Here is a 24,215-nt window from a genome sequence, read left to right as displayed (position 1 = left end):
GAGGCACAAAGGAGAATTGAAGAATATTTGCATTTCTATAATAACGAGCGACCGCAGAGAAAACTAAAAAAACTGACGCCTGTTGCTTACAGACGTCAGCTTTCTGCCTAGGTGTTTTTTGCAATGTCTACAAATAGGGGTCTTGACCAACGACAGCTGTTTCTTTTGTATTTAAGATCTTAATTGAAAATAAGGAATCGAACCCTGACCTCATCTCTGCCAGTGATAGAGATGGATTAGGATTTAATATGTTGATGTAGGATAAATCCTTATTAAATAAGGGTTTGATCCGACAGATGTGTGATCTAGTTGATTCTTTTATGTTGCTTGGTGACGGTTTTCGTCCCCAATTCGTCCCCATAAAATAATGTTCATGTTACAGCACTCCACATGTGTGGAGTGCGTAGTGTCGGATACTTTCTAAAAAATAAAAGCGCCCGACAACCCCGCAGATTTTTACAATCCCTTATATTAGCCGAGTGCAAAAAAGGATGGCGGGTTCCTTAATTTAACAAACAAAGTGTGTAGCTAAAGATCACGCCCGCCAAATTGGCGGATCCGTTATATGCTGTAGGTAATGGAGAAAAAAACTGGGGCTTGGACACGAAATGCTCAACATATGTTCTAAGCTGCTGATTATTAGCGGAACGGTTTACTTTTTCTCTACAGGGATCCAAATTTCGCTTTTATAGTTTGGACTATTAGTATCACTATTTGTATAGAGAATTTCAGGACCTTCTACAACTTGATAATCAGATGAAGGAAACCATTCAGCATAAATTCGTCCCCATACTTCCTGCATGTTGGCGGGATTACCAAGGACAGTGAAAATTGCCCAAGTAGAGGCTGCAACATGAAGAGAACCCAGACCTAATAAATCTTTTTTTGTTGTTGCTACACCAATAAGATGATCAAGTTCAGCCTTTTCCTCATTTTCTCTTTCCCTAATATTAAATGAAGCACTATATCCTCCAAGAGGTTCAACATTTGCAAGAGATTTCAGCTTGGAGTAAACGTCACCTGTTATTTTCGTCAACATTTCTGTTATAGCAGGATTTTCTCCTTTATAAACGAGAGGGATTCTTTCTTTTATACCTACAATTGTAAATGCTTCTTTTTTTTCAATTCGATAATTTAATTCGCTTCCTCCTGTAATGGTTAATTGAAAAGTCATGAGTGGAAAAGATTTCAAGGATTTCCCGGTTTTATTAACCTCGGAAGGGTTAATACCATGCAATTGATAAAAAGCTTTCGCGAACGAATCTGGTGAATGATAGCCATATTTGATGGCAACGTCGATAACTTTCATATGTTGCCCCTTTAATTCAAAACCAGCCATGGTTAACCGTCTTCTTCTAACATATTCAAGTAACGTAATGCCTGCTAAATAGGAAAACATTTTTTTGAAGTGAAATTCTGAACAGCGAGCTATTTTTGCTACTTCAGCCATATCTATATCATTTTCAAGGTTCTTCTCAATATAGGTTAAAGCATCGTTCATATGCTTCAGTAAATTCATGTCTTTACACATCCTGTCCCTGATTATCATAACTTCTATCAAAGAAATGCTCTCAACAATTAGTATTTATTTTATCGGGTCTTTATTCTAACTAAGTTTATTACTGTTGATCCGACAAAAGCAATATCAGAATTGTCGGGAACGATGTTGGCAAAGTTGCTAATGTTTGTTTAAGAAGGGAGCTTCTTAAATGAACTATTTTGCCACGGTGTTGCCTGGTTTAGAGGATCTTTTGATTGAGGAGATTAAAGACAGATGCTTTGAAATAGTGATTACAAAAACAAATCGAGGAAAAGTTTTCTTTACAACCACTCTAGCTATTGAACATCTAAAAAGTTTAAGACTAGCAAATAATTTATATTTGGTTATTTCTGAATTAGAAATTGGATTGCATCGGTTACATCTTCATCATTTGTGTGATCAAGTTTCTCGTATAAATCTAAAGCCATTCCTAAAAAAAGGTACATACTATTATGTGAATGCTAGCCGTAAAGGATCACAAACCTATAGCCGATTTGAAGCAGCAAATGCAGCAATGGAAGGAATAAAAAAACGTTACCCTTCCAAAAGAATTAGTATGAATCGTCTTCCTGATGTAGAGTTTCGATTAGATATTGAAGATCATAACGGACTTTTTTCACTTAAGTTAACTAATGCATCCTATCGCTTTAGGCGAATTGATAGACGTTTCTCAGCAGCATCACTATTACCAACTGTCGCTCATGCAATGGTTTGGCTTTCTACTCCTGTAGAAGAGGATGTTTTTATTGACCCTTGTTGTGGATCGGGCACAATCTTATGGGAACGATTATCCTATCCATTTACCTATATTGGAGGGGGGGATATCGATCATCAGGCGCTCAAAGTAGCGAAAGAGAATCTCATGGATACTTTTGCAGAGGTCACACATTGGGATGCTCGTAAATTAGCTTTTGCCGATGCTTCTATTGATAAAGTCGTGACAAACCTGCCATTTGGAAGGCAAATTTCATTTGGAAAAGAAACAAATGAAATCAATCGAGCAATATTAATTGAAATTACTCGAGTGATGAAAATCCAAGGGAAAGCTGTCATTCTAACAGAAAATTGGGATGAGATTTTACAAGTTACTGCGTCATTGCATTTGCGATTAATAAAAGCATTCCCGTTAAGTCTCAAGGGATTACACCCTACCATTTATGTTTTCGAGAGGGTTAAACACAAAAATAAACGGAAAGGTTGATAAATAATGAACTTCCGATTTGTGAGTATGGAATCCTTCAAGATTGTCGGTATTAAAAAGACTTCACCAATACATAAAATTGGAGTCTTTGTTCCTGGAATTGATCAAACAACACATGAAGACATGCAAACTTATTTTGAGCAGGTAAATATGGAAAAAGTAAATGAAATCCTTTATATAGCAGTCGATCATACAGACAATCTAGTTGATTATTATATTGGATTTGAAACAACTGCAGAATGTCCTAAATCTCTTGTTGAGTTGATCATTTCCAAGCAAAAGTGGGCAGTCTTTGATCTTTCCTCAACATCACCGCAAACATTGTATAACACCTGGTATTATTTATTTTCAGAATGGTTTCCTACAAATGGATACGAGCTTGTGGCAAATGTACAATTTTTCCGAGTACTAAAAATGGATGCATCATATGAGCTCTGGGTTCCAGTCGCAAGAAGTAAATTGTAACTATGAATTAATGAAGACGAGAATCAGCATACATTGTAATAAGGGAGGATGGGAATAGATGACTGCATACGAAAAACCAACATTTGAAACTTCGGAAGTGGGAGTTGTGCTGAGTAAATATTTTGGTTCGAATGTGATTGGGGTAACGCCATTAAAAGGGGGTAATTTAAGCGCTGTATTCTCCTTCTCGGTTTTTGATAAGGAATACGTTATTAAATTTAGCGACTTAGCAGGGAGTTTTGAAACTGAAAGATTTATTTCAGGCCTCTTAACATCACAGGGAATCCCGTTTCCTTCTTGTCTCGGGCTAGGTAAATTTAAATCATTTAACTATCTAATTTCAGAAAAGATCAGTGGACTCAATCTGGCAAGCTGCTCTCCTGAGCAACAACGCCAATTGCTTCCAGAGGTCATTCAACTTCTAACTCGGATGAACCACGTTGAGTTAGGTAAAACACACGGTTATGGATTCATAAATACGAGCGGGAATGGTATATATAATTCTTGGAGGGAACATGTAATTGCTATTAATGCAGAGGATCAGGCGGGCACCTTCTGGGATGGGTGGTACAGCTTATTCAAAACTTCTTGTCTGGAGAAAGATGTGTTTGATGAATGTTATAACCGTTTATTGGCCTATTCCAGCTATAATGAACCACATCGGTATTTTATTCATGGTGATTTTCATCAGTTTAATATTTTATCTGATGGTCAACGTATAACCGGTATTATCGACACTAATGGTAAATATGGTGATTTTCTTGTCGACCTTGCAACATTAGACTGGCACTTGAGGAAACTTGATGTGATCCAGGAATACCAGAGTTATCAGCAACAGGTTGGCATTTCCATTCCTAATTTTAAGGAAAGAATAATTGGGGCAAAATATTACAATGGATTGATCGGATTACGCTTTTATGCGAAGATGGGATGGAATGATGCTTATTTCGGACTTCGCGAAGAGCTTTTAAGATTGACCAATTAATACTTATATGAAGTTCCGCTAAAGGATACGATAGTTAAAACTGTAAATAGGAGAGCCCTCATATTCTGATGGCTCTCCTTATTAACTTGCTGGCTTTATTTCGTTAACATCATGGCTCTCACATATTAACCAAGTGGCTCTACCACGCCGAAATATTCATTAGGGGAAACAAAAATCATAAGAAAACCTCTCGAGGAACAAGTTTGCTGTATGTTACCTTGGGAGGAACATATTATCAACTATATAGAAACTTGCATCGAGATGTAATACTATTCCCTCACTACCGACACACAGCACTCCACATGTGTGGAGACGGTAATAGGAATTTACGTTTGTTGATGGTATGACAGAGGTCAATTAAACTAGGGTTCTAGGATAATATAACTACTTTCCCCAAGTAGGTTCGCCAGAAACTGCATCTATCTACACTCTCTACTACATCTCGTTTTCGATCCGCTTCATGAACTCTTCAGCGGCACTGTAGTCGCTGCTTGAGATCCCAATTGTTCACCGTTGCCTCGAACAATCAGGCCACTTGGCGTCAGTAAAAAATTCCGCCCAGCGGCGCAGGTTCGGTCAGCAAAGTATGACATTTTAATTTTGAGTCGGACTCTCAGTCAGTGGAGTCGGGAGAAATCACATCCCATTTTCCAAACAGCGTTAGACCCGCCGCTTTTGCCAGCGACACAGACGCCAGGTTATCGAGCTGGCATCGGTACTGGGGTTCGTACCCCTGATCATAGGCGTACTTGCTGATTGAACGCACCACTTTGCGGGCATGACCTTTTCCTCTGAAGGGCATCAGAGTCAGTACGCCGAGATCCGCAATTTGCGCATCCTCCCATGGATACATGCTGGCGGCGCAGATCAGGCGGTTTTGCTCAAAAGAGCCGAACACTCCCCAGTGATCCAATTCCACATATGCGTCATACAAATCTTGTTCCGAAGCGGAGGATTGGAACTCAGAGAAAACCGCATCATCTTGCTCTGTTAGTCGGCGCAAGTCACCTTCCAGGTTTTCTTGCAGCAATTCGTTCTTATCGGCTTTTGAAAAATAATAAAGATAATCTGCGCCATGCAGAGTGACTCCCGCGTCATTCAATTTCCGGCGGAAGGTCGGCTCAGACAAGTCTTGTCCTTGATAGAGGCCTATCTTATCAGCCAGCGCAGGCGTCAGGACTGCCCTAACCCGGCCGTCGGAGGTTTCCAGAACCATGACCCGACTGTCTTCGCTCAGGTCAGGGTTGATAGCGACAGTAAAGATTTCATCGCTATAGAGAATGTCTCCGTTAAAAAATTGCGCACGCCAAAAGTCAGTTATCGTATGTGAAAATAAAGGCATATTAATTACTCTACTTGTTTGATTTCTCATTATGTTCACTTCCCTATACTTATTTACTCGTACCCTTAAGCAATCTTTTCACAGATTGAATTTCTCTTTTCTGCTCCTATACCCGAACGAATGTCCGATTCAAACAAATTCGGAACGTGTTTCAACTTTTCGGCCAACAATTTGGCATGAAGCTTAGTGTGTGAATCTGTTTCAATCCAACGAGTAAAATACGTGATATCCCGCCGTTTATTTGATACTGGTTGGATTGTGAACTAAAGCTCTGTTGTTCATGCAAAGCCTTCTTAATTAATTGCTGAAGCTCTTTGAGTCGCAACAATTCTGCATCTACCTCTCGTAAGGAGCTATGGAGAAGCTGCCGATATTGATCCGCTGAAAAGGAAGTCATACAATCTTTAATGGAATGAACAAGGCTCAGCATATGCTTGATTCGGTCACAGACCGTATCCTATTCAATAAACTGTGGGTCATTGTGAACTTGGAATAGGACGCCCCTGCCAGCATGAACCCGCTAATGCACAGCATGCGCTATCTGCTGCGTTCTCCTTTGGGAGCCACTGCATCCGGATGATCAGAAGGAGCCCAGAGAGAAACCAGAGGCCACAGCGAATGCCCCTGATTCTCCCCCTCCCTCCTCCGTCTATTCTTCAGGCGGCGTTCACGCTAAATAGAAGCTTAACCCTTTTCCAGAATATAATCATCATGCGTGCCGACAGCATTGTTCAAAATCTGCATAGGCTGCCCTTTCAGATAATGATTGAAGAAATCAAGCGTAAAATCGTTGACGAGCTGATGTGTCCCGCGCACATTCACTCCCTGTGCCCACTCTATAATTGGAGAGATCAAAAAGAAATCGGAGAAGCTCATATGAAGCGTGTTGTGCAGCTTCAGCCAGTAATTCCCGCCAGCCTTTATCAGCGCATACCGAGCATTTAACTCTTTATTGTATCGTTCAACTTTGCTGTGGGTCATGTCCAAGGCGGCTTGCTGATCGTCACTTGTGGCGTTGGAGCCCGCCAACTCGTCCTCCTCGTCCGCACTGATCATCAGGAACGGCTTGTTTATGCCAGTCGCCGGAATGCGGCGTTCACCGTACAAGGCTCCGTCCATATTGATGCCTGCCCGAACCCGCGGATCACTTAGCAGCATCTGAACCGTAGTCGCCCCGCCGAATGAGTGTCCGAACATGCCAAGGCGCTTCATGTCCATTCGTCCCGTAAACCGCTGATCCGGGTCAGCGGCAGCGAGCTGTTTAAGTTGATCCAGCACAAACCGCACATCGTTCACCCAAACCTCATTCGTCCTGTCCGGTTTTTCAAGTGGCTCTATCTCAAATTCTGTATTTTTCACCGAATCGTACAACGCAACCCGCCCATCCGGAAATATCGAAGCCATACTGTCGTAAGTATGATTGATTCCCGCTACAATGTAGCCATGGCTCACCAACTGCTCGACCTGGAACATGCCCTGACCCTCGAATCCACCAGACCCGTGTGAAAAAATAAGTACCGGATACGCCGTTTCCGCATCGGACAGCACCGCGTGTTCAATCGCATGCGTACGGGCTTGTCCAAGGCTCGTCAAAAACAACTGCGGCAGACCAGACTCCTGCTGAAATGCCTCGGCATATACTTTGGAATCGGGCACATACGGCGCTCGGGTTCCCTTAGCGTCCTTGCTGGCCGGATACCAGATCTGTACTTTCAGTTCCCGCTTGGCCCCGGCTGCCGCCAAAGTGGACGTTTCTTTGCGGGTGTTGTCAATCCAGTGATAAGCGACCGTGCCAATCCCATACGGGCCTGCCGGTTCATCGAATGTAAACACCGGGAACAGCAACGGCGCAGCTACGGTTACAGTTCCGTAGAAAAAGGCGGATAACAACGCTGCAATTCTGCGTACGCCGCGCCTATGAATGCCCCCTGCCCGGCTCGGGCGCGCCGCCGAAAGTCCAACACCAGCGCCCATAAAGGAGCCAGCGTCAATGCATAAGTGGGGATCAGGGGCCAGCGCCATCCCTCAACCCAGCCCTGCACAACGAGAAAAACTGCCGAGACGGCCAATCCTCCCCATAATAACTGTCGCGGCTTTTGTTGCCCAACAACCAACCACAGTAACACAACCACATTAAACGTCACCAGTACAACTTCCATGATTCTCATCTGTTGATGACCTCCTTGTGATGATGACCTCCTCAAATACTGTCCGCCGAACAGGCAGGCCGCATAATGGGACATTGCTAGTTGCACAAATCCCGGCAACGTCTCATAGTCTCTCTGCCACAAATAGGTGCGTCCGTTCTTTTCGGTGACGAAGCTGACCATGGAGGTTCCGTTTTCGTTGATAAAGCTCCCATCCGAAGTATATATACTTCGTCCCCGGATCGTTTGCCATGGACAGTACTCCGTCCTCGGTAATCTCTACTCGGAACTGCGATCCACTTTTGGTGTAATAGCCTGCTTGCTTCACTACAACTTGGGGTATCTTGGCCCTAACGGGCTTGCCAAATGATTTGTCCGACTTGATGTTCTTGATCTCTCCCTTTTCCTTGAGCGCAAGCAGCAGTTTGCTTGCCATTAATTGATCCGTGTCACTGCTACCGCCGGATGATAACACGGCAGCTGCAATCTTTTTCTCAGGAAGTACGACGAGAGAAGCAGAATATGTAGTCAAGTTCCCTCATTTGGCCAAGCCCTTTATTCCGAATTCATTGAACGGGTATAGCTTCACACTGTCCCAGCCGAGACCGTAATTGTTGCTATCATCCGTATCTTTTGGCCTTCTCCTTTCCTTTTATCAAGAGTTAAATCTCATAAAACTTAAAACTGGTGACACACAAAACTAAAAACTAACCGAACGGTCAATTATATTTTATGAAAAACTGACCTATCGGTCAACATTTTTGTTTTATGCTATAATAGCTGAAGAAAATGTGACAACCATTCAAGGAGGAACGGTAATGATAGATAGTAGAGAAAAAAAGGGGAACAAAACAAAAGAAGCTTTATTACACGCTACCGTCACTTTAATCGCAGAAAATGGTTTAGAAGTATTAAGTGCTAACAGCATAGCAAAGAAGGCAAATGTTAGTAAAGCAAGCGTGTTTCATCACTTTGGTTCTATGGAGACTATTCAACAAGAAGCATTTTTTTATGCTGATGTGTTAATGGGTGAAGCACTGGAACAAATTTATCAAGAAGTTAAGGAAACGGATTCTTTTGCGGATATTATGCTCAAATATTTTCTCTTCTTCATTGAAAAAAAAAATAAAGACTATTTAAATTTAATTAATGTTCAAATGCAATTTTTAGTGAAGTCTTCATATGATACGGAGTTTGATGAGCTTATCTATGGTAAAGACAGCGAAAAAACACCGTTTGATTTCTTTGAGATTTTAGTGAATGATTTTTATGGTGATACACTAGACGCGAATGACTTGGAGTTAGTAAATGATTTATTAGGAACTTATATAAATGGATTTTCAACATTTTTCATTTCTAAAGCAGACACAGAATGGCTTGTTTTATTATGGAAAGAAAATATTAAAATGATTGAAATCTATATTCAATCATTAATTGAATCAAATTCATAATCCATAATCTAAAAATAGTAAAAATCCAACTTTGATATGCTAAAATTATCCAAAAAACCCTCGTCTTAAAGGCCAGAGAAGTCGGGTCTCAAAGAATCAGAGGGATACTCTTCCTTTAGTAAAATAAAAGGGAGCAGCTGCCGCCGGCAAACTGCTCCCTTGTTCGTTGCTCTATCGTTCTCCTTCAATGAAATTACCTTTTGTAATAACCCAAAACTGCCGCTATGGTAAAGTATAAACGTTCCAAGTTATGCTACTTACAATTCAAAATAGGCAGAAAATTAAATCAATCTGATATTAATTTGGAATAGATATTGAGATCATTAAACTTTCCTTCTACTCTTTCATATTGTCTAAGAGTTCCTTCAAACGTAAAGTTGAGCTTTTGTAAGAGCTTTATAGAATTCACGTTTTCGGGGTCAACCTTTGCTTCGATTCGATTCAGCTTTAAAGATGAGAATGCGTGATCTAACAAAGAACAGATAGCTTCTGAAGCGTATCCTCTTCCCCAAAATGATTTAGCAATGTCATATCCAATTTCTGCTTTTTCATTTTCAAAATCAAAGGAATTATAACCACAAGAACCTATAATTTCATTGGACTCTTTTTTAATTATGGAGAAACGAATAGCCTTACTGTCTCGAGAAAGATCATCAAGAAGATTAATCATCTCTTTTGCTTTATTTTCATCAGTAAAACAACTAACATTCATAAATTTAGTAACATCTGGATCAGACCAAACTTTAAACAAACTAGACGAATCCGATACCTTCATTTTTCTCAAATGTAAACGTTCTGTGTGTAACTCTGTAATCAATACTTTTACCTCCATTTTATTTTAATGTCAGGTTTAAGATATTGACATCTGCGCATAGTTCAGTCCCTTCATTTTTGAAGTTAGTTTCATTATACAAGAGCTTATAGGATTTATCTACGATTGGCTTTTGTTGTTAAACTTTTCCGTTAGCTTATTTCACTACTAATTTTGAAGCGGCTTCTTCAGCTTCTTTATAAGCTTTTTTTAATACTTCATCTCTGTCCAGTTTATCAGTACCTTGCACTCGAAGAATTTGATAATCTTCAATACCAAAAAAATTGAACATCGACTTCAAGTATTTATGCGAGTATTCAACTTCGGTATACCAGTCATTATTGGTATAGATTGCCCCACTTCCTTGTATCACAAGCATACTTCTTCCATCTTTAAGAAGACCAACTGATCCCGTTTCTGTATATTTGAAGGTTTCCCTTGCAATCATAATATTATCCATATAATCCTTTAACTTTGATGGCACATTAAAGTTATGCACTGGATAAACAATTACATACTTGTTTGCACTTTTAAATTGTTTTAATACATCACTCATACGCTCTGTTACTTCTTGTTCTCCACTTGTTAGTTCTTGACCTGTTTTTAATTTTCCCCATGCACTTAAAACAGTTTGATCTATCATTGGTACTACGTCCTTGTACAAGTTAATTTGTTCAATAACTTCATCATCAGAATGCTTCTCCTTATAAATTTTCAAAAAGTAATTGAATACATTTAGACTAAATGAAGATGTGGAATCGACTTCTGGATGTGCATTAATGACAAGCAGTTTGCTCATTGGATGTTTTCTCCTTTAAATTGAATTTACCTAATCTTAATTGTCGATAAAATCAATCGTCGATAATATCAATCGCCGATTGATATAATAGACAATATAAAGACTTCATAGCCTTTTGTCAAATTCTATAGATTCTAACGTTAGTTTTTGCTAATTTACAAAAAAACATTTAGGGATTATAATGATTTTTTTGATAGCCTTTTTACAATGAAAGCAGGTGAGTCTATATGCAGTATAGTGTTATGGTTGAATATGCGTTGCATAGCCTTGTTTATTTAATAGACATACCCGAAGAGGAAAGTATTGGAATAAAAGACCTTTCAGAATTTCAAGGGCTTTCAGAAACATATCTCTCAAAAGTTTTTGGTAAATTATCAAAGGCTGGTATCGTGAGTTCTACACCTGGTGTAAAAGGTGGTTATAAATTAGCTAAGTCCCCAGAAGAAATTTCTTTTTGGGATGTAATAGAAGCAGTTGAAGGAGTAAAACCTATTTTTCAATGCAAAAATGTTTTGAAAGATAATCTTATGCATTTAGATAAAAAATGCTCTTCCTGTATTTCCGCCAATTCTTCTTGTACGATTAACTTAACGATGCTTGAGGCAGAAGAATATATGCGTGAGTTTCTTCGTAATAAGACCCTTGCATGGTTAAATGATGAACTTAATCACGTTTTACCTGAAAAATTGCGGACAGATAGCCGAGAATACTTTATAAGAAAAAACTCAAACTAACTCAAAACGTAATTATTCATATAAACAAAGCCCTGAAAATCTTCTGCAAATTTTCAGGGCTTTATATATTTATTATCAGTTACCAACCTCGTCATCCGAAATTTTCGGATTATCGGATAGGATGAATATGATGGATAAACATCCGCGATCAGTAGATCACAAAACATTAGTAAAACTTACCTATTAGCCAGTTATGGAAACATGCTTGCACAATGCAAAGTTCAGTTGTCAGGTGTTAGCGAATTTTCATGGCTTCCCGCAGTTCAGCATAAACGCCCTGTGGAAGGCTAGGTACAGTGTATCTCCCATCTTTGACCAAATGTGCAATCACTTTAGCGTCCTTGATGTCATTCTTCGTCGGAGAATTGTCATCTAGCTCTTTGCTTTTTTTCACGTGCAGTGGATTTACAACACCATACTTAACTTCCTGCTCTCTAAGATAATGAGCAAGGTTTAGCCAGTAGTGACCGGTCGGCTCCATGCCGACCAAAACGTCCTGAAACCCTTGTTCCGCAGTAATCTTTTGGAACCAACTAACGAATAACTCAAAACCTTCTCGATTATTGTCAAATGTGATTGGCTTCCCGAACTCGACTCCGCGGTAGTCTTGTGCCCTGGCCAAATGTTTGAATTTTGCAATGTCGACTCCGACAATTAAGGTAGAAGAAGTGATTTGATTAATTCGTTCATTTTGAGTAGAATGCATCTTGTACTCTCCTTGGTTTGTATTTGGATCCAGTAGCCGGCCAGCGTCGTGGACCCATTAACATCATAACAAGGAGTCTTTTTATTTTTCAAACCTCGTATTTCTTCATAATAGGAATGCTGCCCGTTCGTATTATAGTTCAACTTGAGATGGATCCTTATCATTGCCTTTAGCAGATAAGTCACTTAATGAGCATTAAAAAAAAACCACCCCGAAGGGTGGTCCGTACTCATGATGAGTACTATAGGATTTGGATAGGAGTGGAGAGTCCTGTCCTGAACCTGTAGCTTTTAGAGTAACGTTCTTTCATACCGTTCCTGATCTCTGTTCCTACAACTTTCAAATCAACTATTTCTTCATAATAGGAATGCTGCCCGTTAGCGCAAAGCAGGCTGACGTTGCTGTCGGCAGCCTAGTATCGTTTTAGTATCTATCGTTTCCGTTAGAAATGAAACCGCTAAGACTCTTCTATTTCCTTCTCTTTAATCGTGAAGCCAGACTTCCAAAATCGAAGAGAATCTACCTTGTCGCGACAGCACCATTGTTCACAGTCTATCGAGCCCAAATAAAGCAGTTAAGATGTTTGTCCAATCATTCTCTCTTAATCCAACATATCTTGAAGATATCAAACAAGAGGAGTTGATATTTTTGGTACGTATTATCGATAAAGCTTCAGTTCAGCCGCGCCGTAGCTTCAACTTAGCGAACTCATTTATTATCAGTCGTTCACCAGTAAGATCTCGCCTTGCAAGAATCACTATAAGGATTCCAGTTAATTCTCAACCTAACCGCGTAGATTTAGTAGCAACTGTGGGTGTTCGAGGTGTCACTGGTATTGCGCAAATACTCTTTAGAATCTTCCGCGATGATAAAGAGATTTTCAACACGCAACAAGGGATCGAATCTACCGGTTCTGAACAAAATTATGCAGTTACATTCCAGGCAGAAGATAGAAATGTTAGATCAGGTAACCATGTTTACACAGTGACAGCAGAAAACCGTACTGCAAATACAAGAGCCGATATTGTTGGGCCAATATCGTTTAGTGGTCTGGCCGTTAAAACAAGAACCTAACACCTAAGCTCTATGAACCTAACCATTCTTAGACTGACCCTATAAGGAAACAGCGGCAAGCTAGGCTCTCAAAATAAAGCCTTAGACTGCCGCTGCTTTTTTATTACGCTATTACCCATTTGTCTGATGATGAAGTATCGAGCGAGTACAAGCGTCATGCTGTTGAAGAAGACCGATTTGAACTCTCCGAGAGGAGCGTTGCCGGCATCGATGAGTTTCTGGTATGCGGTAAGTTGTTGTTTAACCGCATCCTTACCGTGATCGATTTCTTGACGATTATATTTTTTTCCATCAAGCATGGGCATATATTCCTTCACTTAGAGCTTGGCGCTAAGGCAAATGTCTGTAACGACAAGTTTTAAGGACCATCCTTTGTGGGATGGCCCTTTCTTTTTAAACATGACTTATACTATACACTATACTAACGTTTCCCGTTAGCATTCGCTTCCGCTTTTAAATGCGAAAAAGAAGCTCTTCATAGAGGCATTGTCATAATATTTGCCTCGGCGGGACATGCTGATTCGGGCGCCAACCTTCAGCAGCATGTCTTGGTGATCGTAGGACGTGTATTAGAATCCTAGGTCGCTGTGAACGATCAATCCAGTCACGTCCGTTTCCTTTTTAAAGGCTTTCTCATAGGTTTGAAAAACCAGCTGGTTATCATTCGAAGGCTCATATGAGAAGCTAGGAGTTCTCCGTTATACAAATCCTTAATGGCATATAAATATATCCATGTATCGAATACGCGGTATTGAGTGAGATCTGTTACCCACTTTTGGTTATGCCTATCCGCTTTAAAGTCACGTTGAAGCAGGTTTTCCTCTACGCGTGCACCTACCGTGGTTTTATAACTCTGACTTCGCTTCGAACGTATCTTAAAACGAATATCCATCTCTTGCATGAGCCTAGTGATTCACTCGTTTTTCATGCTCCTGAAGCAAATGCATTTGAATTTGCCGATACCCATATACGCCATTGTACTTCGTATATACTCGTTTGATTAGTGCCTTGAGATCTTCATCTTATTATTTGTTTGTCTAACAAATCATCAGCCTGAACCGCGTCAGCAGGCACAGGATCCGCTTATGAATCAAGCTTATGCGCTCATTAGTAAGCAAGCCTGTCAGCTTTCTTTTCAGCTCAAGAACATTGCAGCACAACTTCAGCTCTCACCTGTAAGTTCACACGTCATTTTCGAAGTGCTTTTCAACAAACACCGATCTCCTTCGTCACAACACTGCGAATCGAGCAAGCTAAACAGCTGCTTACCGGTACACAATACACGCTTGACAAAATTGCTGATAACTGCGGCTATGACAGTAGCCATTATTTAAGCAGAATGTTTAAAAAAACAACAAAAATGATCCCTTCAGAATACAGAAAGACTCATTTGCTTTAGCGCTTATTTGAAAGACTCAAGTACTCCTAGAACCAAGCCATATTGGGCAGCCGACCTCCCCTGTCACTTCCGATCTCGCTGTTTCCAGATCCTAGCTGTGCCCTCATTCTGGAAGCGAATGTCCAAGAAATCGGTAATCATCCCTAAGCCGCTTGCCCGCAATACTTTCATGAGCTTCTCCTTCACGTTTACTCCGTATAGCGATTCGAATTTATACAGCTCACGAATCCAGAGCGTCTGAAGTAGAATTCGGGATGGTGAGTGTTAATTATTATAATTCATTTAAATAATTTATTATTTATTACAAATATCACCTTTATCTAATTTATTAATTTTTATTAATTTATAAGCTCTTAGCCTTCAATACGTACAGTTTAATCTTGGGATTGTCTTTAACATTAATATTCTCAAATCGCTCCCGGGTTGATTCCTAAGCACTGTTTCATATATTACTCAACTTTTAAATGATTATAAATTTTTTCAACAATTTTCACATCCGCCTCTTCAATAACATTTTGAACCAACTCTTCATATTTCTGTTCTAAAAAATTTTTTTTAACTTGTTCCTTAACTTCGTTAAAATCTTGAAAACCTCTTTCTTTATTCTCCATACATTTTATTATCGTGAGAGTATTATTTTCATCAATAATATTACTTATTTCGCCAACACTTAATTTTTGGGCTTCAATAAGTAATTGCGGATTTAAATCATAGTCCGTTTTGGCGGTAATTTCATTAAAAGTTTGAGTTTCGATGTTGATAATCGTATTGTTGTTTTTTAGCTTCTCCAATGAATCGCCATTTTGTAAACCTAATCGCAATTGTTTCATAATCGTGTGGGCCTGCTCGTTTTTGTTCATAGTAAACTTCTCAACTTTAATCTGATATGCCCCCATAAAATACTTTTCTTTTAAATTCTCATATTCATCCAATAAGTCACTTTCTTTCATATTAAACTTTTTTTGGCCAAGTATTTTCTTAAGCTCTAAAACATTGTTCGTAAATACATGAGAAAAGTATTGATATTCGCTATATTGTTTTGGACCGTAAATAACCTGGTTATTTTCAACAGCAGTTTTTCTTCTTTTATTTTCTTTCTCTAACTCTTTCAACAACGCAGCGTAGGAAATATCGTTAATAACTCCATATTGCCTCGTCAGCATTTGTTCTGATTTAATTTTCACCATTTCTTTCAAGGCCATTTTTTTAGCATATTCGATTGGTTTTTCATCACCGTAAACATTGAACCAAAAATCCTTAAAATCATTTATCCCATATTTGTTTGAAAAATAGTTATACGTTTTTGCTACATAATTATTTTTCATAATGAGCATAAATTCGGATGCTTGAATCGGTTCGCAATTAAGCGTCGCTACGGTTTGATCATTATTTTCAAGAGGAAGGTCGAAAACAAGCGCTGTTAAAAATAATAAAGTCACTACGATAATGACTGAACTTAAAAGCATTCCTTTCTTTGTCAAAGATAACACTCCCTACTGTAAAGGATTAATGTCTCATTAATCTTTTTTTGGAATCTTGGAATTAGAGGCTGATTTTGAATCAGCCTCTAATTTCTCTTTACAGCTATTGATTAATCAAATTCAGATATTGCAAAGCTCTATTTATAATGACTGCAGCCTGAGCGCGTGTAGCTACATCTTGTGGAGCAAACGTTGTAGCTGTTTTACCAGTAATCAAACCATTGTTAACCGCATCTACTACCGCTTGATGAGCATATGACGATACTTGCTCTTGGTCAGCGAATGGATTATTCGTTGTATTTTCCATCATCGATGTTCCCTGAATAAGACCGATGGCGTTCATGATCATAACAACCATTTGTTCTCTTGTAATCAGCTGTTCAGGGTTAAAAGTGCCATTGCCTACACCTTGGACCAAACCGAACTTTGCGGCGGCATTCACTTCCAATGCATACCAATTAGCAGCAGAAACATCTGTAAATACATTCGTCACATTTTCCGTAGACAGTCCCAGCCCTCTTATAATCAGTGCAGCAAACTGAGCTCGAGTCACTTTATTATCCGGTGCGTACGTGCGGTCTGTCGTTCCTTTAATAATCATTTTCGATGCAAGAGCTTCAACTTCTTTTTTCGCCCAATGTCCAATCATATCTTCAAACGTTTTCTTGTTTTGAACGACACCATACAAGCTGTTCGTATTGTGAACAATCGTTACTTCTGTCATGCCATTCTTCACTTTGAACAGGGATGGCACAAATTCAAGCACTCCCGTATTTGGGTTATACACAACCGCGGTTGCAGATGAAGTGTCTTGAATTACATGATCAATATTCATTACACGTTTAACAAATATACGACCAAAACTATGAAGCTCTTCTTCTTTGTCCTTCGTTTTGATAATCAATTTGTAGTCGATCAGATCGCCTATTCGATTCAGACCCCGCTCAGTAATGGATTCACCAAATTGCTCTCCATCCTTTGTTGTTCCTCTATTCATTCGAATAATCAATTTTGCACCATCCAGCTTAGCCGCACTTTCAATGCCATCAAGGCTCATAATAGACAACGGAAGATCATAGGAGCCTAAGTGGCTTTGTATACGCAAGACGGTTTCCTTATTTTCTTCCTTGCGATTGTACAAAGCTGAAAGAGGCAGCTCTATGGCATTTAACGAATGTTTGCCCGGAAGTACAATCTGAAGGACAGGTTTATGTGCAGTCATCTGAAGATCTTCTAATTGCTGAACCAGTCGTTTTTCGTTAATGATCACAGTTACAGCTGTTTGCTCATTCTGTGCAGGATCAAAACGTATTTCATTTTCACTTAGTTCGTATTGGTATAGTTTATCGTTCACTTCGGTTCCTGAATTTGAACCTGGGTTAGTTCCCGGATCAGGATTACCAGTCTCATTTTGCCCGGTTATTGTAAAAGCTTTTGTCCCCATAACAGCAGAACCGTCCGTTGCAGTTGCAACCACCTTCACCTTTCCATCCTTCAATGCTGTCAACAAACCGTTAACATCGATTGTCGCCTTTCCTGTTGCCGTGCCGTCTACTTCATATACAGACCAGGTCACGTCTTTGTTGGACGCATTGGCAGGCAGCACCTCAGCATGCAATTGCAGGCTACCACCTTTCGTGTCAATCAACGTCGACGCCCCTGTTAAATCGATCGTTTGGACAGGTACTATAGAAGCTTCATACGCGCCAATATCCGGTTTCCCTTGATACAATGGATTACCCCAGAAATCTTTGCCGCCATTGTTCTCAATAACTAAGCCAGCGTTAATAGCTGGCGAATCCGATTGCAGCTTATAACCGCTAAGTCGAGTAGGCGCATTGAAATCAATGTTCGCTCCGCCGGAACCCGGGGTAACCAGCTTGGGATCAACTACAATCGAATGGACAACCGCAACGTCTGCGTCCAATGTTGAAACCGGCGCCTCCGCTCCATAAAAAATATTGGTGTCAAACAAAAAGCCTTCTACTTTTCGGAGGTCGAATCCGCCGCTGCCTAAATTATAAAAGATGTTATTATAAAAACTTGTTGTCTTCGGAATACCGAAGAAGTTTCTCACCTCAATCATTTGGGCAGTCGAAGTACTGTCCAAATAAAAGGTGTTATTGTAAAATTGAGTATTCGTAATATCTCCCAATAAATTAATTACTTTTTCTTTGTCATTTTGACTGATATTGTATCTGACGATTGTACCATCATTAAAAGAACTGGCCCCCGAATCGATTATCAGGATAAATCCACCGCCATTATCATGACTGTAATTGTATTGGAAGATACTTCTATTATTATTGAAATCGCTGTCAAAACCGTTTGCATCAAGATTATTCGGAAGACGCACCGTGTTATAGGATTCATTGTATTGAACGATGGCATCGTCCGTATACCATGTCCAAATCGCTGCGTTTGCATTATCAGCTCTAGCTGAAGTGTCCTTAGCGATGTTGTATTCCATCAATGGTGCCTTACTTGTTTTGGCTACGATTCCGTCACCACCTATATCTTCGACAAAATTATTCCTGATCACTACATCCGTACTAAAAGTATCATTCGGGTTTCTGAGAATAATGCCTGATCGGTCAACGGTTTTTATGGTATTATTTTCGATCAGAATATCGTTGAATTTGGAGGTATCTGTACTTGAAACGAAGTAAAAGATACCGACCCCTTTGTGCGGATGAGAATTGTCGCCTTTTATATTATGAACATAACAATCTTTTACATAAATATGATTCGCTGTTCCATAATCTGAAAGCTCGATGTAGATCCCAAATCTTGTCGCAACGTCAAGTGCATCATTCATAATTTCTAAATTGTTAATTTCCCAATATTGCTGATTATACAGGTGTACGACACCTGCGTTCGTTATTCCATTTCCGTCAATAATCGGTTTATTGCCCGAACCATAGATATCAATAATGATCGGATTGCCATCACTGCCGGATCCCTTTGGCTTAAGCTGTCCTATCCAATAACTGCCCGACTTCAGCAAGATCTTCGAACCGGGTTGATATGTGAAAGAGTTAACTTTATCAAGCGTTTTCCAAGCAGAGCGTTCATTCGTTCCGTTATTTGAATCATTTCCATCGATGGAATCGACATAATAAATGCCTACAGGCGCGTAATTTATAGGCTCTAAAATCGGAGGGGTGTCATTTACGAATTTAACCGCATCGGCACGGGTATAAGTCGCTGTACCGCTTAGTTCACCATTAATCATGACATAACCCGATGTCCCAGCAGCAAACGGATACTTGCCCAAACTAACCCAACCTGAAGTGCCCGTCGTCCAATCTTGTTCAGTTGAAATGGTACCTCCCTCATATACGATTTCAATATCAACATCTTTGTCACTGGCGGTGCTGCTCGCAATTTTAAATATAAAGACTTCATATTCCCCGGCTTTTGTAATCGTTGGCGTCCATTTTGCCGTTCTCTCGCCAACATTGGAATATCTTGTAGGCGTACCTTTATATCCTGATACGTTGCTGTTAACCCATGTTCCTGTCTCAGAGTAACCTGTGTCCCCGTTATCAATCACAATTTCTGCAGCGAAACTAACCACGGCAAATGTAAAAAGTAAAACGGTGCACATCATAAGTTGAAATACTATTTTTTTTAACATAATAGCTAAAACTCCCTTCCATTCATTAAATAACGGCATTTTACACATACATCGTAGATTAACTATGCAAGTTTTCTAATGTGAAACTTATTCTCACCTCCTTAATAAGTGAAATTCACAGCTTTCGTGTTAGCGCTTTCAAATAAACAAAAATAAATAATCACTTCACCTTTAAATGGTAGTCACTTTTGAAAGAACAAAAAAGATCACAAGCGTGAAGTGATCTTATTGTTCGTTCTACTATATCTTCAGTTTAAAATAATATAGAGGTTCTACTTATTTGATTGATTAGCGCGGATGATAATGCTTTCCCCGGTATTCAATTTGGCATAAACGCGATTCGGGGCAAGTTGTTTTACAGATGCAAGATTTCCATCGATAGAAAAATGCTGTGAAGAACGAATAATACATTCATTATCTCGGGAAGCAACAATTTTCGCCTCAACTAGCGAACTATTTTCCCAGCTTATAGAAACCTCGAACCCGCCGCGTGCGCGCAAACCTGATACGAAGCCGTCGGTCCACGAATTAGGGAGCGCAGGCAGAAGAACCAGTTCATTGTATTTACTCTGGAGCAGCATTTCAGCTACTCCCGCCGAAGCGCCAAAATTACCATCAATTTGAAACGGCGGACAAACATCAAAGAGATTGGATTGTGTAGAGTGCCGTAGCAGCGTCTCAATCATAACTTCCGCTTGATTTCCGTCCTCTAATCGTGCGAATAGACAAATCAGCCAAGCGCAGCTCCAGCCAGTATGACCGCCGCCATTTGCCAATCGCAGCTCAATGGTACGTCTCGCGGCATCGAGCAGATCTATTTTTCCTGATGCGTGAATGCTTGTTCCCGGATAGAGACCATATAGATGGCTCATATGACGATGACCTGGTTCTATTTCCTCATAATCCTCAGACCACTCCATAAGTTGTCCTTTCTTACCTATGCGCAAAGGAGGCAGTTTCGCCTTAGCGCTCTCAACCTTTTTCAAAAAGTCCTCTTTTTCTCCCACTATAGAGCCAGCTTTTAAACATTGTTCAAAAAGCTCGTCGATAATTTGTATCGTAGCTGCTGGACTAATATCAAGGCTTCCGGTGGAGCCGTCAGGCGCAAGATATTCATTCTCAGGTGAAGTTGTCGGTCCCGACACTAGATATCCTGTATGTGGATGCTCCACCATAAAATCGAGATAAAAAAGTGCCGCTTCTTTTATTAACGGATAAGCCCTCTGTCTCAGGAAATCGAGATCCCCGCCAAATAAATAATGCTCCCACATATGCGAAACCAGCCATGCTGCTCCTTCATGCCACAGCAAATTCACGTAATTGCGAAGCGTGGTCGTGTGCCAAGGATTTGTACGGGTGCCAAGAGCGATTCCAGTGCTGCCGTATCGCTCCTTAGCTGTTCGTTTTCCTTCTGTACATAATGCCTCCAGAAAACGGAATAGCGAATCTGTCAGCTCAGGCAAATTGCAAGTTTCTGCAAGCCAATAGTTCATTTGAAGGTTAATATTAATCGTATAGTCAGAAAACCATGGTGGCGTAAAGCTCTCGTTCCATATTCCTTGAAGATTAGCGGGAAGCGTCCCCGGCCTTGAGCTGGCAATAAGCAAATATCGGCCAAATTGAAAATGTAGTGCTATCAAACCGGGATCATTAGCTCCTTGGTGAACTGCTTCAAGTCGAACATCCGTGGGCATGTTTTCCTTTTCGCCTTCATCTAAATGCAGCTGAACCCTTCCGAAAAACGCCATATGATCCAGTTCGTGTGATATTTTTAACGCTCCGTAGCCTTTATTTACAGCCATAAGTAAATCTTTCTTGCATGCAATAGCTAGGTGCCTCTCCCGATAAGAAGTGTGAGCTGCAACAAAAATGGTTGCCGTATGAAAGCCCTCGAGTCGCAAGCCATTATCAACTGGGAAAAAACGGCCTCCTTCAAGAACTACACGAAGCTGTGCTTCAAATGTGACCCCGCCGTGCTCGCATATGCCGCTCATTATGAGCGTATCGTTATCATCGAAGCTTACATTAATTGACTGCTCCCGATCCAGCCTAACTGTGCAAGCGTATTCATTAAGCTGCTCACCTTTCTGCTCCAACCTAACGACAAGCACTTGATCAGGGTAACTGGAGAACACACGATTAATAAAATGTGTTTTCCCGAGCTGATACGAAGTGGTTGCAATAGCTGCATTCAAGTCCAATTCCCGCTCATAATTATACGGCTCTCCCTCTGGCAATTCGAATTTGAGCAACAGATTGCCAAGCGGCTGGTAATTTCCATAATTAGAATTATTGGGTATCCGCATCGTTTCATGGGCTAGCTCGTGTGCCTCTTTGTGTTTTCCTTGGAAAAGCAAGTTTCGGACTTGTTCTAATGAACTACGAGTCAACGAATTTTCGTTCTCATGCGGTTGGCCAGACCAGACGCTGTCCTCATTTAGTGCAATCCTTTCCTCACGAACGCCACCGAAAACCATTCCTCCTATCCGGCCGTTTCCGATTGGCAGTGCTTCATTCCAATCTTGTGCAGGCTTGTTAAACCAGATTCGATTCGAATGATTAGTAAAATTTTCCTTAATCATAGTGATACCTCCCGCCTGTAAGTAATACTTAGTGATAGGTTTTTCAATCAACCTTTCACCGCAGCATTAGCAACACCTTGAATAATGTACTTCTGAAAAACGACAAATACTATAATCATAGGCAGAATCGCTGCTGAAGCAGCGGCCATCATACCGTTATAATCAATTGAATTTTCCAATATGAAATTTTGCAGTCCAAGAGGTATGGTATAGAGGTCTTTGTCTATAAGGAATATCAATGCATTCTCATAATCATTCCAATGCCAAGAGAAGTCCAGAATGGCAAGTGTTGCAATAGCAGGTTTCGCTAGTGGCACAATTAATTGAATAAATATCCGAAAATGTCCAGCCCCATCTATTAATCCCGCTTCCGTTATTTCCTTTGGAATACCAATAAAAAACTGTCGCAGCAGAAACACTCCAAAAATAGTAAAAATGCCTGGTAGAATTAATGCCCAATACGTATTAAAAATCCCCATCCAGTTAAACATAATAAACTTTGGCACAAATAATATTTGTGGAGGGATAAGCATCATGGACAAGTACAGGAGAAACAATGAATCTCTGCCCTTAAATTCAATTCTGGCAAAACCATATGCTGCCAGACATGAGATGAATACTGCGCCAACCATCGAAACTACGGCTATCTTTAATGAATTGATATAATATTGAGAAATGCTTTGCTCGCCAAACCAAACATTGTAATGATGACTCCATTGAAATTGATCTGGAATCCATTTGATCGGATATTCAAACACTTCCACTGGTGTTTTAACGGATGTACTAAGCATCCATAGAAGAGGTAAAATCATAAGCACGCCAAAAAATAGGGCAATAATTGTAGAGATTAGTTTTATCACTTTTATTGGACTTGTTCGCATGTTAACCGATGCTTCTTTCCTTTGAGTTTGTTTTGTGTCTGTTGCTTTCATCGACTAGCCTCCCCTTACCCGTAATGCACCCATTTTTTTTGTCCATACCAATTGAAAAGCATAAGGATGAGAACTGTGGCAAAGAGCACCCATGAAGCCGCTGAGGCGAAACCCATCTCATAATATCGAAAGGCTGATTTATAAATATATAGTGACAAGACTGTTGTGCTATCTCCAGGACCTCCACCCGTAATCGCCTGTATGATTCCAAAAGATTTAATTGCTCCTATAAAACCGGTGACAAGCAGTAGAAAAGACGATGGACTAATTAAAGGCAAGGTAATATGTCTAATAATTTGAAACCATTTTGCGCCATCAATTTTTGCAGCTTCCATCAACTCAGGTGACACTTCCTGTATTGCTGCGAGGTAAATGATCATATTGTATCCAATCATAATCCAGACTTGGATGATCAATATAGCATAGATTGAGGTGTTAGTTGTAGATAACCAACCAGGTGGGTTAGACAAGCCAATGGCTCTCAGCGCACCATTAATCGGACCATTTTGCGGTTCAAATAATAACATCCACACAAAGGCAATAGCCACTCCGTTCATGACGTAAGGCAAGAAGTACATTGATCTGAGCATTTTTTGTAAATAGACTTTCCCGTTTAAAAAAGAAGCAATAAAGAAAGCAATCATCATTGAAATGGGTACGCTAAGAACAAACACAAACGTATTTTTAATCGATCGATAAAAAGACTCATCTTTAAATAATCGTTTGAAATTATCTATACCTATAAATACTGGCGATTTCCCGCTCATGAAAGTCCAATCCGTAAACATAAGGTAAAAAGAGAACAATGCGGGCAAGAGGAAAAATAGGATAACACCTATCATACTAGGGGTAATAAACAGGTATCCTGCTAGTTTCTGCTTTGAATTATAGTTCAGCTTCATAGAAATACCCTCCAATTAAAGGAG

The 24,215-nt window shown here is 40.1% G+C and carries 21 protein-coding genes and 2 pseudogenes; 8 read left to right on the top strand and 15 right to left on the bottom strand.

The annotated features are described in order from the left end of the window. Positions 1–15 precede the first annotated feature (15 nt). On the top strand, positions 16–111 hold the full coding sequence (locus AC1DM9_RS07720) for an IS3 family transposase (RefSeq protein WP_441878496.1): 96 nt from the start codon (positions 16–18) through the stop codon (positions 109–111). Positions 112–652: 541 nt separating this feature from the next. Here the strand turns inward: AC1DM9_RS07720 and AC1DM9_RS07715 are convergent. Further along, positions 653–1,519, bottom strand: a complete 867-nt coding sequence (locus AC1DM9_RS07715; protein ID WP_477579300.1) for an AraC family transcriptional regulator — start codon at positions 1,517–1,519, stop codon at positions 653–655. 190 nt (positions 1,520–1,709) lie between these two features. Between AC1DM9_RS07715 and AC1DM9_RS07710 the strand changes: the two genes are divergently transcribed. Genes AC1DM9_RS07710 through AC1DM9_RS07700 form a run of 3 tightly spaced genes read left to right on the top strand, consistent with a single transcriptional unit; the run spans position 1,710 to position 4,191 of the window. Then, positions 1,710–2,741, top strand: a complete 1,032-nt coding sequence (locus AC1DM9_RS07710) for a methyltransferase domain-containing protein (protein WP_477579298.1) — start codon at positions 1,710–1,712, stop codon at positions 2,739–2,741. A gap of 6 nt (positions 2,742–2,747) precedes the next feature. Beyond that, positions 2,748–3,206 (top strand): GyrI-like domain-containing protein, encoded by a 459-nt coding sequence (locus tag AC1DM9_RS07705; RefSeq protein ID WP_477579296.1) that lies wholly within the window; start codon positions 2,748–2,750, stop codon positions 3,204–3,206. 58 nt (positions 3,207–3,264) lie between these two features. Continuing rightward, positions 3,265–4,191, top strand: coding sequence for a phosphotransferase family protein (locus AC1DM9_RS07700; RefSeq protein ID WP_477579294.1), 927 nt, complete (start codon positions 3,265–3,267; stop codon positions 4,189–4,191). A 613-nt stretch (positions 4,192–4,804) separates the two neighbouring features. Here AC1DM9_RS07700 and AC1DM9_RS07695 read toward each other — a convergent pair. From AC1DM9_RS07695 to AC1DM9_RS07680, 4 genes and pseudogenes are all read right to left on the bottom strand, one after another. After that, positions 4,805–5,563 carry a GNAT family N-acetyltransferase gene (locus AC1DM9_RS07695; protein ID WP_477579292.1) on the bottom strand — a complete coding sequence of 253 codons (759 nt, stop codon included), beginning with the start codon at positions 5,561–5,563 and terminating at the stop codon, positions 4,805–4,807. A 654-nt stretch (positions 5,564–6,217) separates the two neighbouring features. Beyond that, positions 6,218–7,507 (bottom strand): alpha/beta hydrolase family protein, encoded by a 1,290-nt coding sequence (locus tag AC1DM9_RS07690; protein WP_477579290.1) that lies wholly within the window; start codon positions 7,505–7,507, stop codon positions 6,218–6,220. Beyond that, on the bottom strand, positions 7,393–7,701 hold the full coding sequence (locus tag AC1DM9_RS07685) for a hypothetical protein (protein ID WP_477579337.1): 309 nt from the start codon (positions 7,699–7,701) through the stop codon (positions 7,393–7,395). The genes AC1DM9_RS07690 and AC1DM9_RS07685 overlap by 115 nt, the downstream gene beginning before the upstream one ends. 57 nt (positions 7,702–7,758) lie before the next feature. Then, a pseudogene (locus AC1DM9_RS07680) lies at positions 7,759–8,317 on the bottom strand (serine hydrolase); the annotation flags it as partial. Positions 8,318–8,498: 181 nt separating this feature from the next. Here AC1DM9_RS07680 and AC1DM9_RS07675 point away from each other — a divergent pair. Then, positions 8,499–9,131 (top strand): TetR/AcrR family transcriptional regulator, encoded by a 633-nt coding sequence (locus AC1DM9_RS07675; RefSeq protein ID WP_441886521.1) that lies wholly within the window; start codon positions 8,499–8,501, stop codon positions 9,129–9,131. Positions 9,132–9,417: 286 nt separating this feature from the next. Here the strand turns inward: AC1DM9_RS07675 and AC1DM9_RS07670 are convergent, their stop codons facing one another. Both AC1DM9_RS07670 and AC1DM9_RS07665 read right to left on the bottom strand, forming a co-directional pair. Then, on the bottom strand, positions 9,418–9,948 hold the full coding sequence (locus tag AC1DM9_RS07670) for a GNAT family N-acetyltransferase (protein WP_477579287.1): 531 nt from the start codon (positions 9,946–9,948) through the stop codon (positions 9,418–9,420). A gap of 151 nt (positions 9,949–10,099) precedes the next feature. Further along, positions 10,100–10,741, bottom strand: coding sequence for an FMN-dependent NADH-azoreductase (locus AC1DM9_RS07665; protein WP_477579285.1), 642 nt, complete (start codon positions 10,739–10,741; stop codon positions 10,100–10,102). A 227-nt stretch (positions 10,742–10,968) separates the two neighbouring features. On the opposite strand from AC1DM9_RS07665, the gene AC1DM9_RS07660 reads away from it, so the two are divergent. Then, a complete protein-coding gene (locus AC1DM9_RS07660) occupies positions 10,969–11,475 on the top strand; it encodes an RrF2 family transcriptional regulator (protein ID WP_477579283.1) in 507 nt (168 codons plus the stop codon). A gap of 241 nt (positions 11,476–11,716) precedes the next feature. On the opposite strand, the pseudogene AC1DM9_RS07655 reads toward AC1DM9_RS07660, so the two are convergent. After that, positions 11,717–12,181, bottom strand: a pseudogene (locus AC1DM9_RS07655) (IS110 family transposase); the annotation flags it as partial. A 648-nt stretch (positions 12,182–12,829) separates the two neighbouring features. Between AC1DM9_RS07655 and AC1DM9_RS07650 the strand changes: the two are divergent. Beyond that, a complete protein-coding gene (locus AC1DM9_RS07650; protein ID WP_477579335.1) occupies positions 12,830–13,255 on the top strand; it encodes an exosporium protein C in 426 nt (141 codons plus the stop codon). Positions 13,256–13,323: 68 nt separating this feature from the next. Here AC1DM9_RS07650 and AC1DM9_RS07645 read toward each other — a convergent pair whose 3' ends face one another. Then, on the bottom strand, positions 13,324–13,572 hold the full coding sequence (locus tag AC1DM9_RS07645; RefSeq protein WP_477579281.1) for a hypothetical protein: 249 nt from the start codon (positions 13,570–13,572) through the stop codon (positions 13,324–13,326). A 588-nt stretch (positions 13,573–14,160) separates the two neighbouring features. After that, positions 14,161–14,256: an IS3 family transposase gene (locus AC1DM9_RS07640; RefSeq protein ID WP_477579333.1), complete on the bottom strand. Its 96-nt coding sequence runs from the start codon at positions 14,254–14,256 to the stop codon at positions 14,161–14,163. A 119-nt stretch (positions 14,257–14,375) separates the two neighbouring features. On the opposite strand from AC1DM9_RS07640, the gene AC1DM9_RS07635 reads away from it, so the two are divergent. Beyond that, positions 14,376–14,654, top strand: a complete 279-nt coding sequence (locus tag AC1DM9_RS07635; protein WP_477579331.1) for a helix-turn-helix domain-containing protein — start codon at positions 14,376–14,378, stop codon at positions 14,652–14,654. Positions 14,655–15,103: 449 nt separating this feature from the next. On the opposite strand, the gene AC1DM9_RS07630 is transcribed toward AC1DM9_RS07635, so the two are convergent. From AC1DM9_RS07630 to AC1DM9_RS07610, 5 genes are all read right to left on the bottom strand, one after another. Next, entirely contained in the window at positions 15,104–16,135 is a 1,032-nt protein-coding gene (locus tag AC1DM9_RS07630) for a peptidylprolyl isomerase (protein ID WP_477579279.1), read from the bottom strand. A gap of 103 nt (positions 16,136–16,238) precedes the next feature. Continuing rightward, positions 16,239–19,775, bottom strand: a complete 3,537-nt coding sequence (locus AC1DM9_RS07625; protein WP_477579277.1) for an S-layer homology domain-containing protein — start codon at positions 19,773–19,775, stop codon at positions 16,239–16,241. Positions 19,776–20,047: 272 nt separating this feature from the next. Further along, positions 20,048–22,357, bottom strand: a complete 2,310-nt coding sequence (locus AC1DM9_RS07620) for a glycoside hydrolase family 95 protein (RefSeq protein WP_477579275.1) — start codon at positions 22,355–22,357, stop codon at positions 20,048–20,050. A gap of 47 nt (positions 22,358–22,404) precedes the next feature. Beyond that, positions 22,405–23,238 carry a carbohydrate ABC transporter permease gene (locus tag AC1DM9_RS07615; RefSeq protein WP_477579329.1) on the bottom strand — a complete coding sequence of 278 codons (834 nt, stop codon included), beginning with the start codon at positions 23,236–23,238 and terminating at the stop codon, positions 22,405–22,407. Positions 23,239–23,303: 65 nt separating this feature from the next. Continuing rightward, positions 23,304–24,191: a carbohydrate ABC transporter permease gene (locus AC1DM9_RS07610; RefSeq protein ID WP_477579273.1), complete on the bottom strand. Its 888-nt coding sequence runs from the start codon at positions 24,189–24,191 to the stop codon at positions 23,304–23,306. Positions 24,192–24,215: the final 24 nt, after the last annotated feature.

It is taken from the genome of Paenibacillus sp. 01T431 (assembly GCF_056398625.1).
The sequence above is the reverse complement of the archived record's forward strand: the minus strand, read 5'-3'. Positions and strand labels throughout refer to the sequence as shown.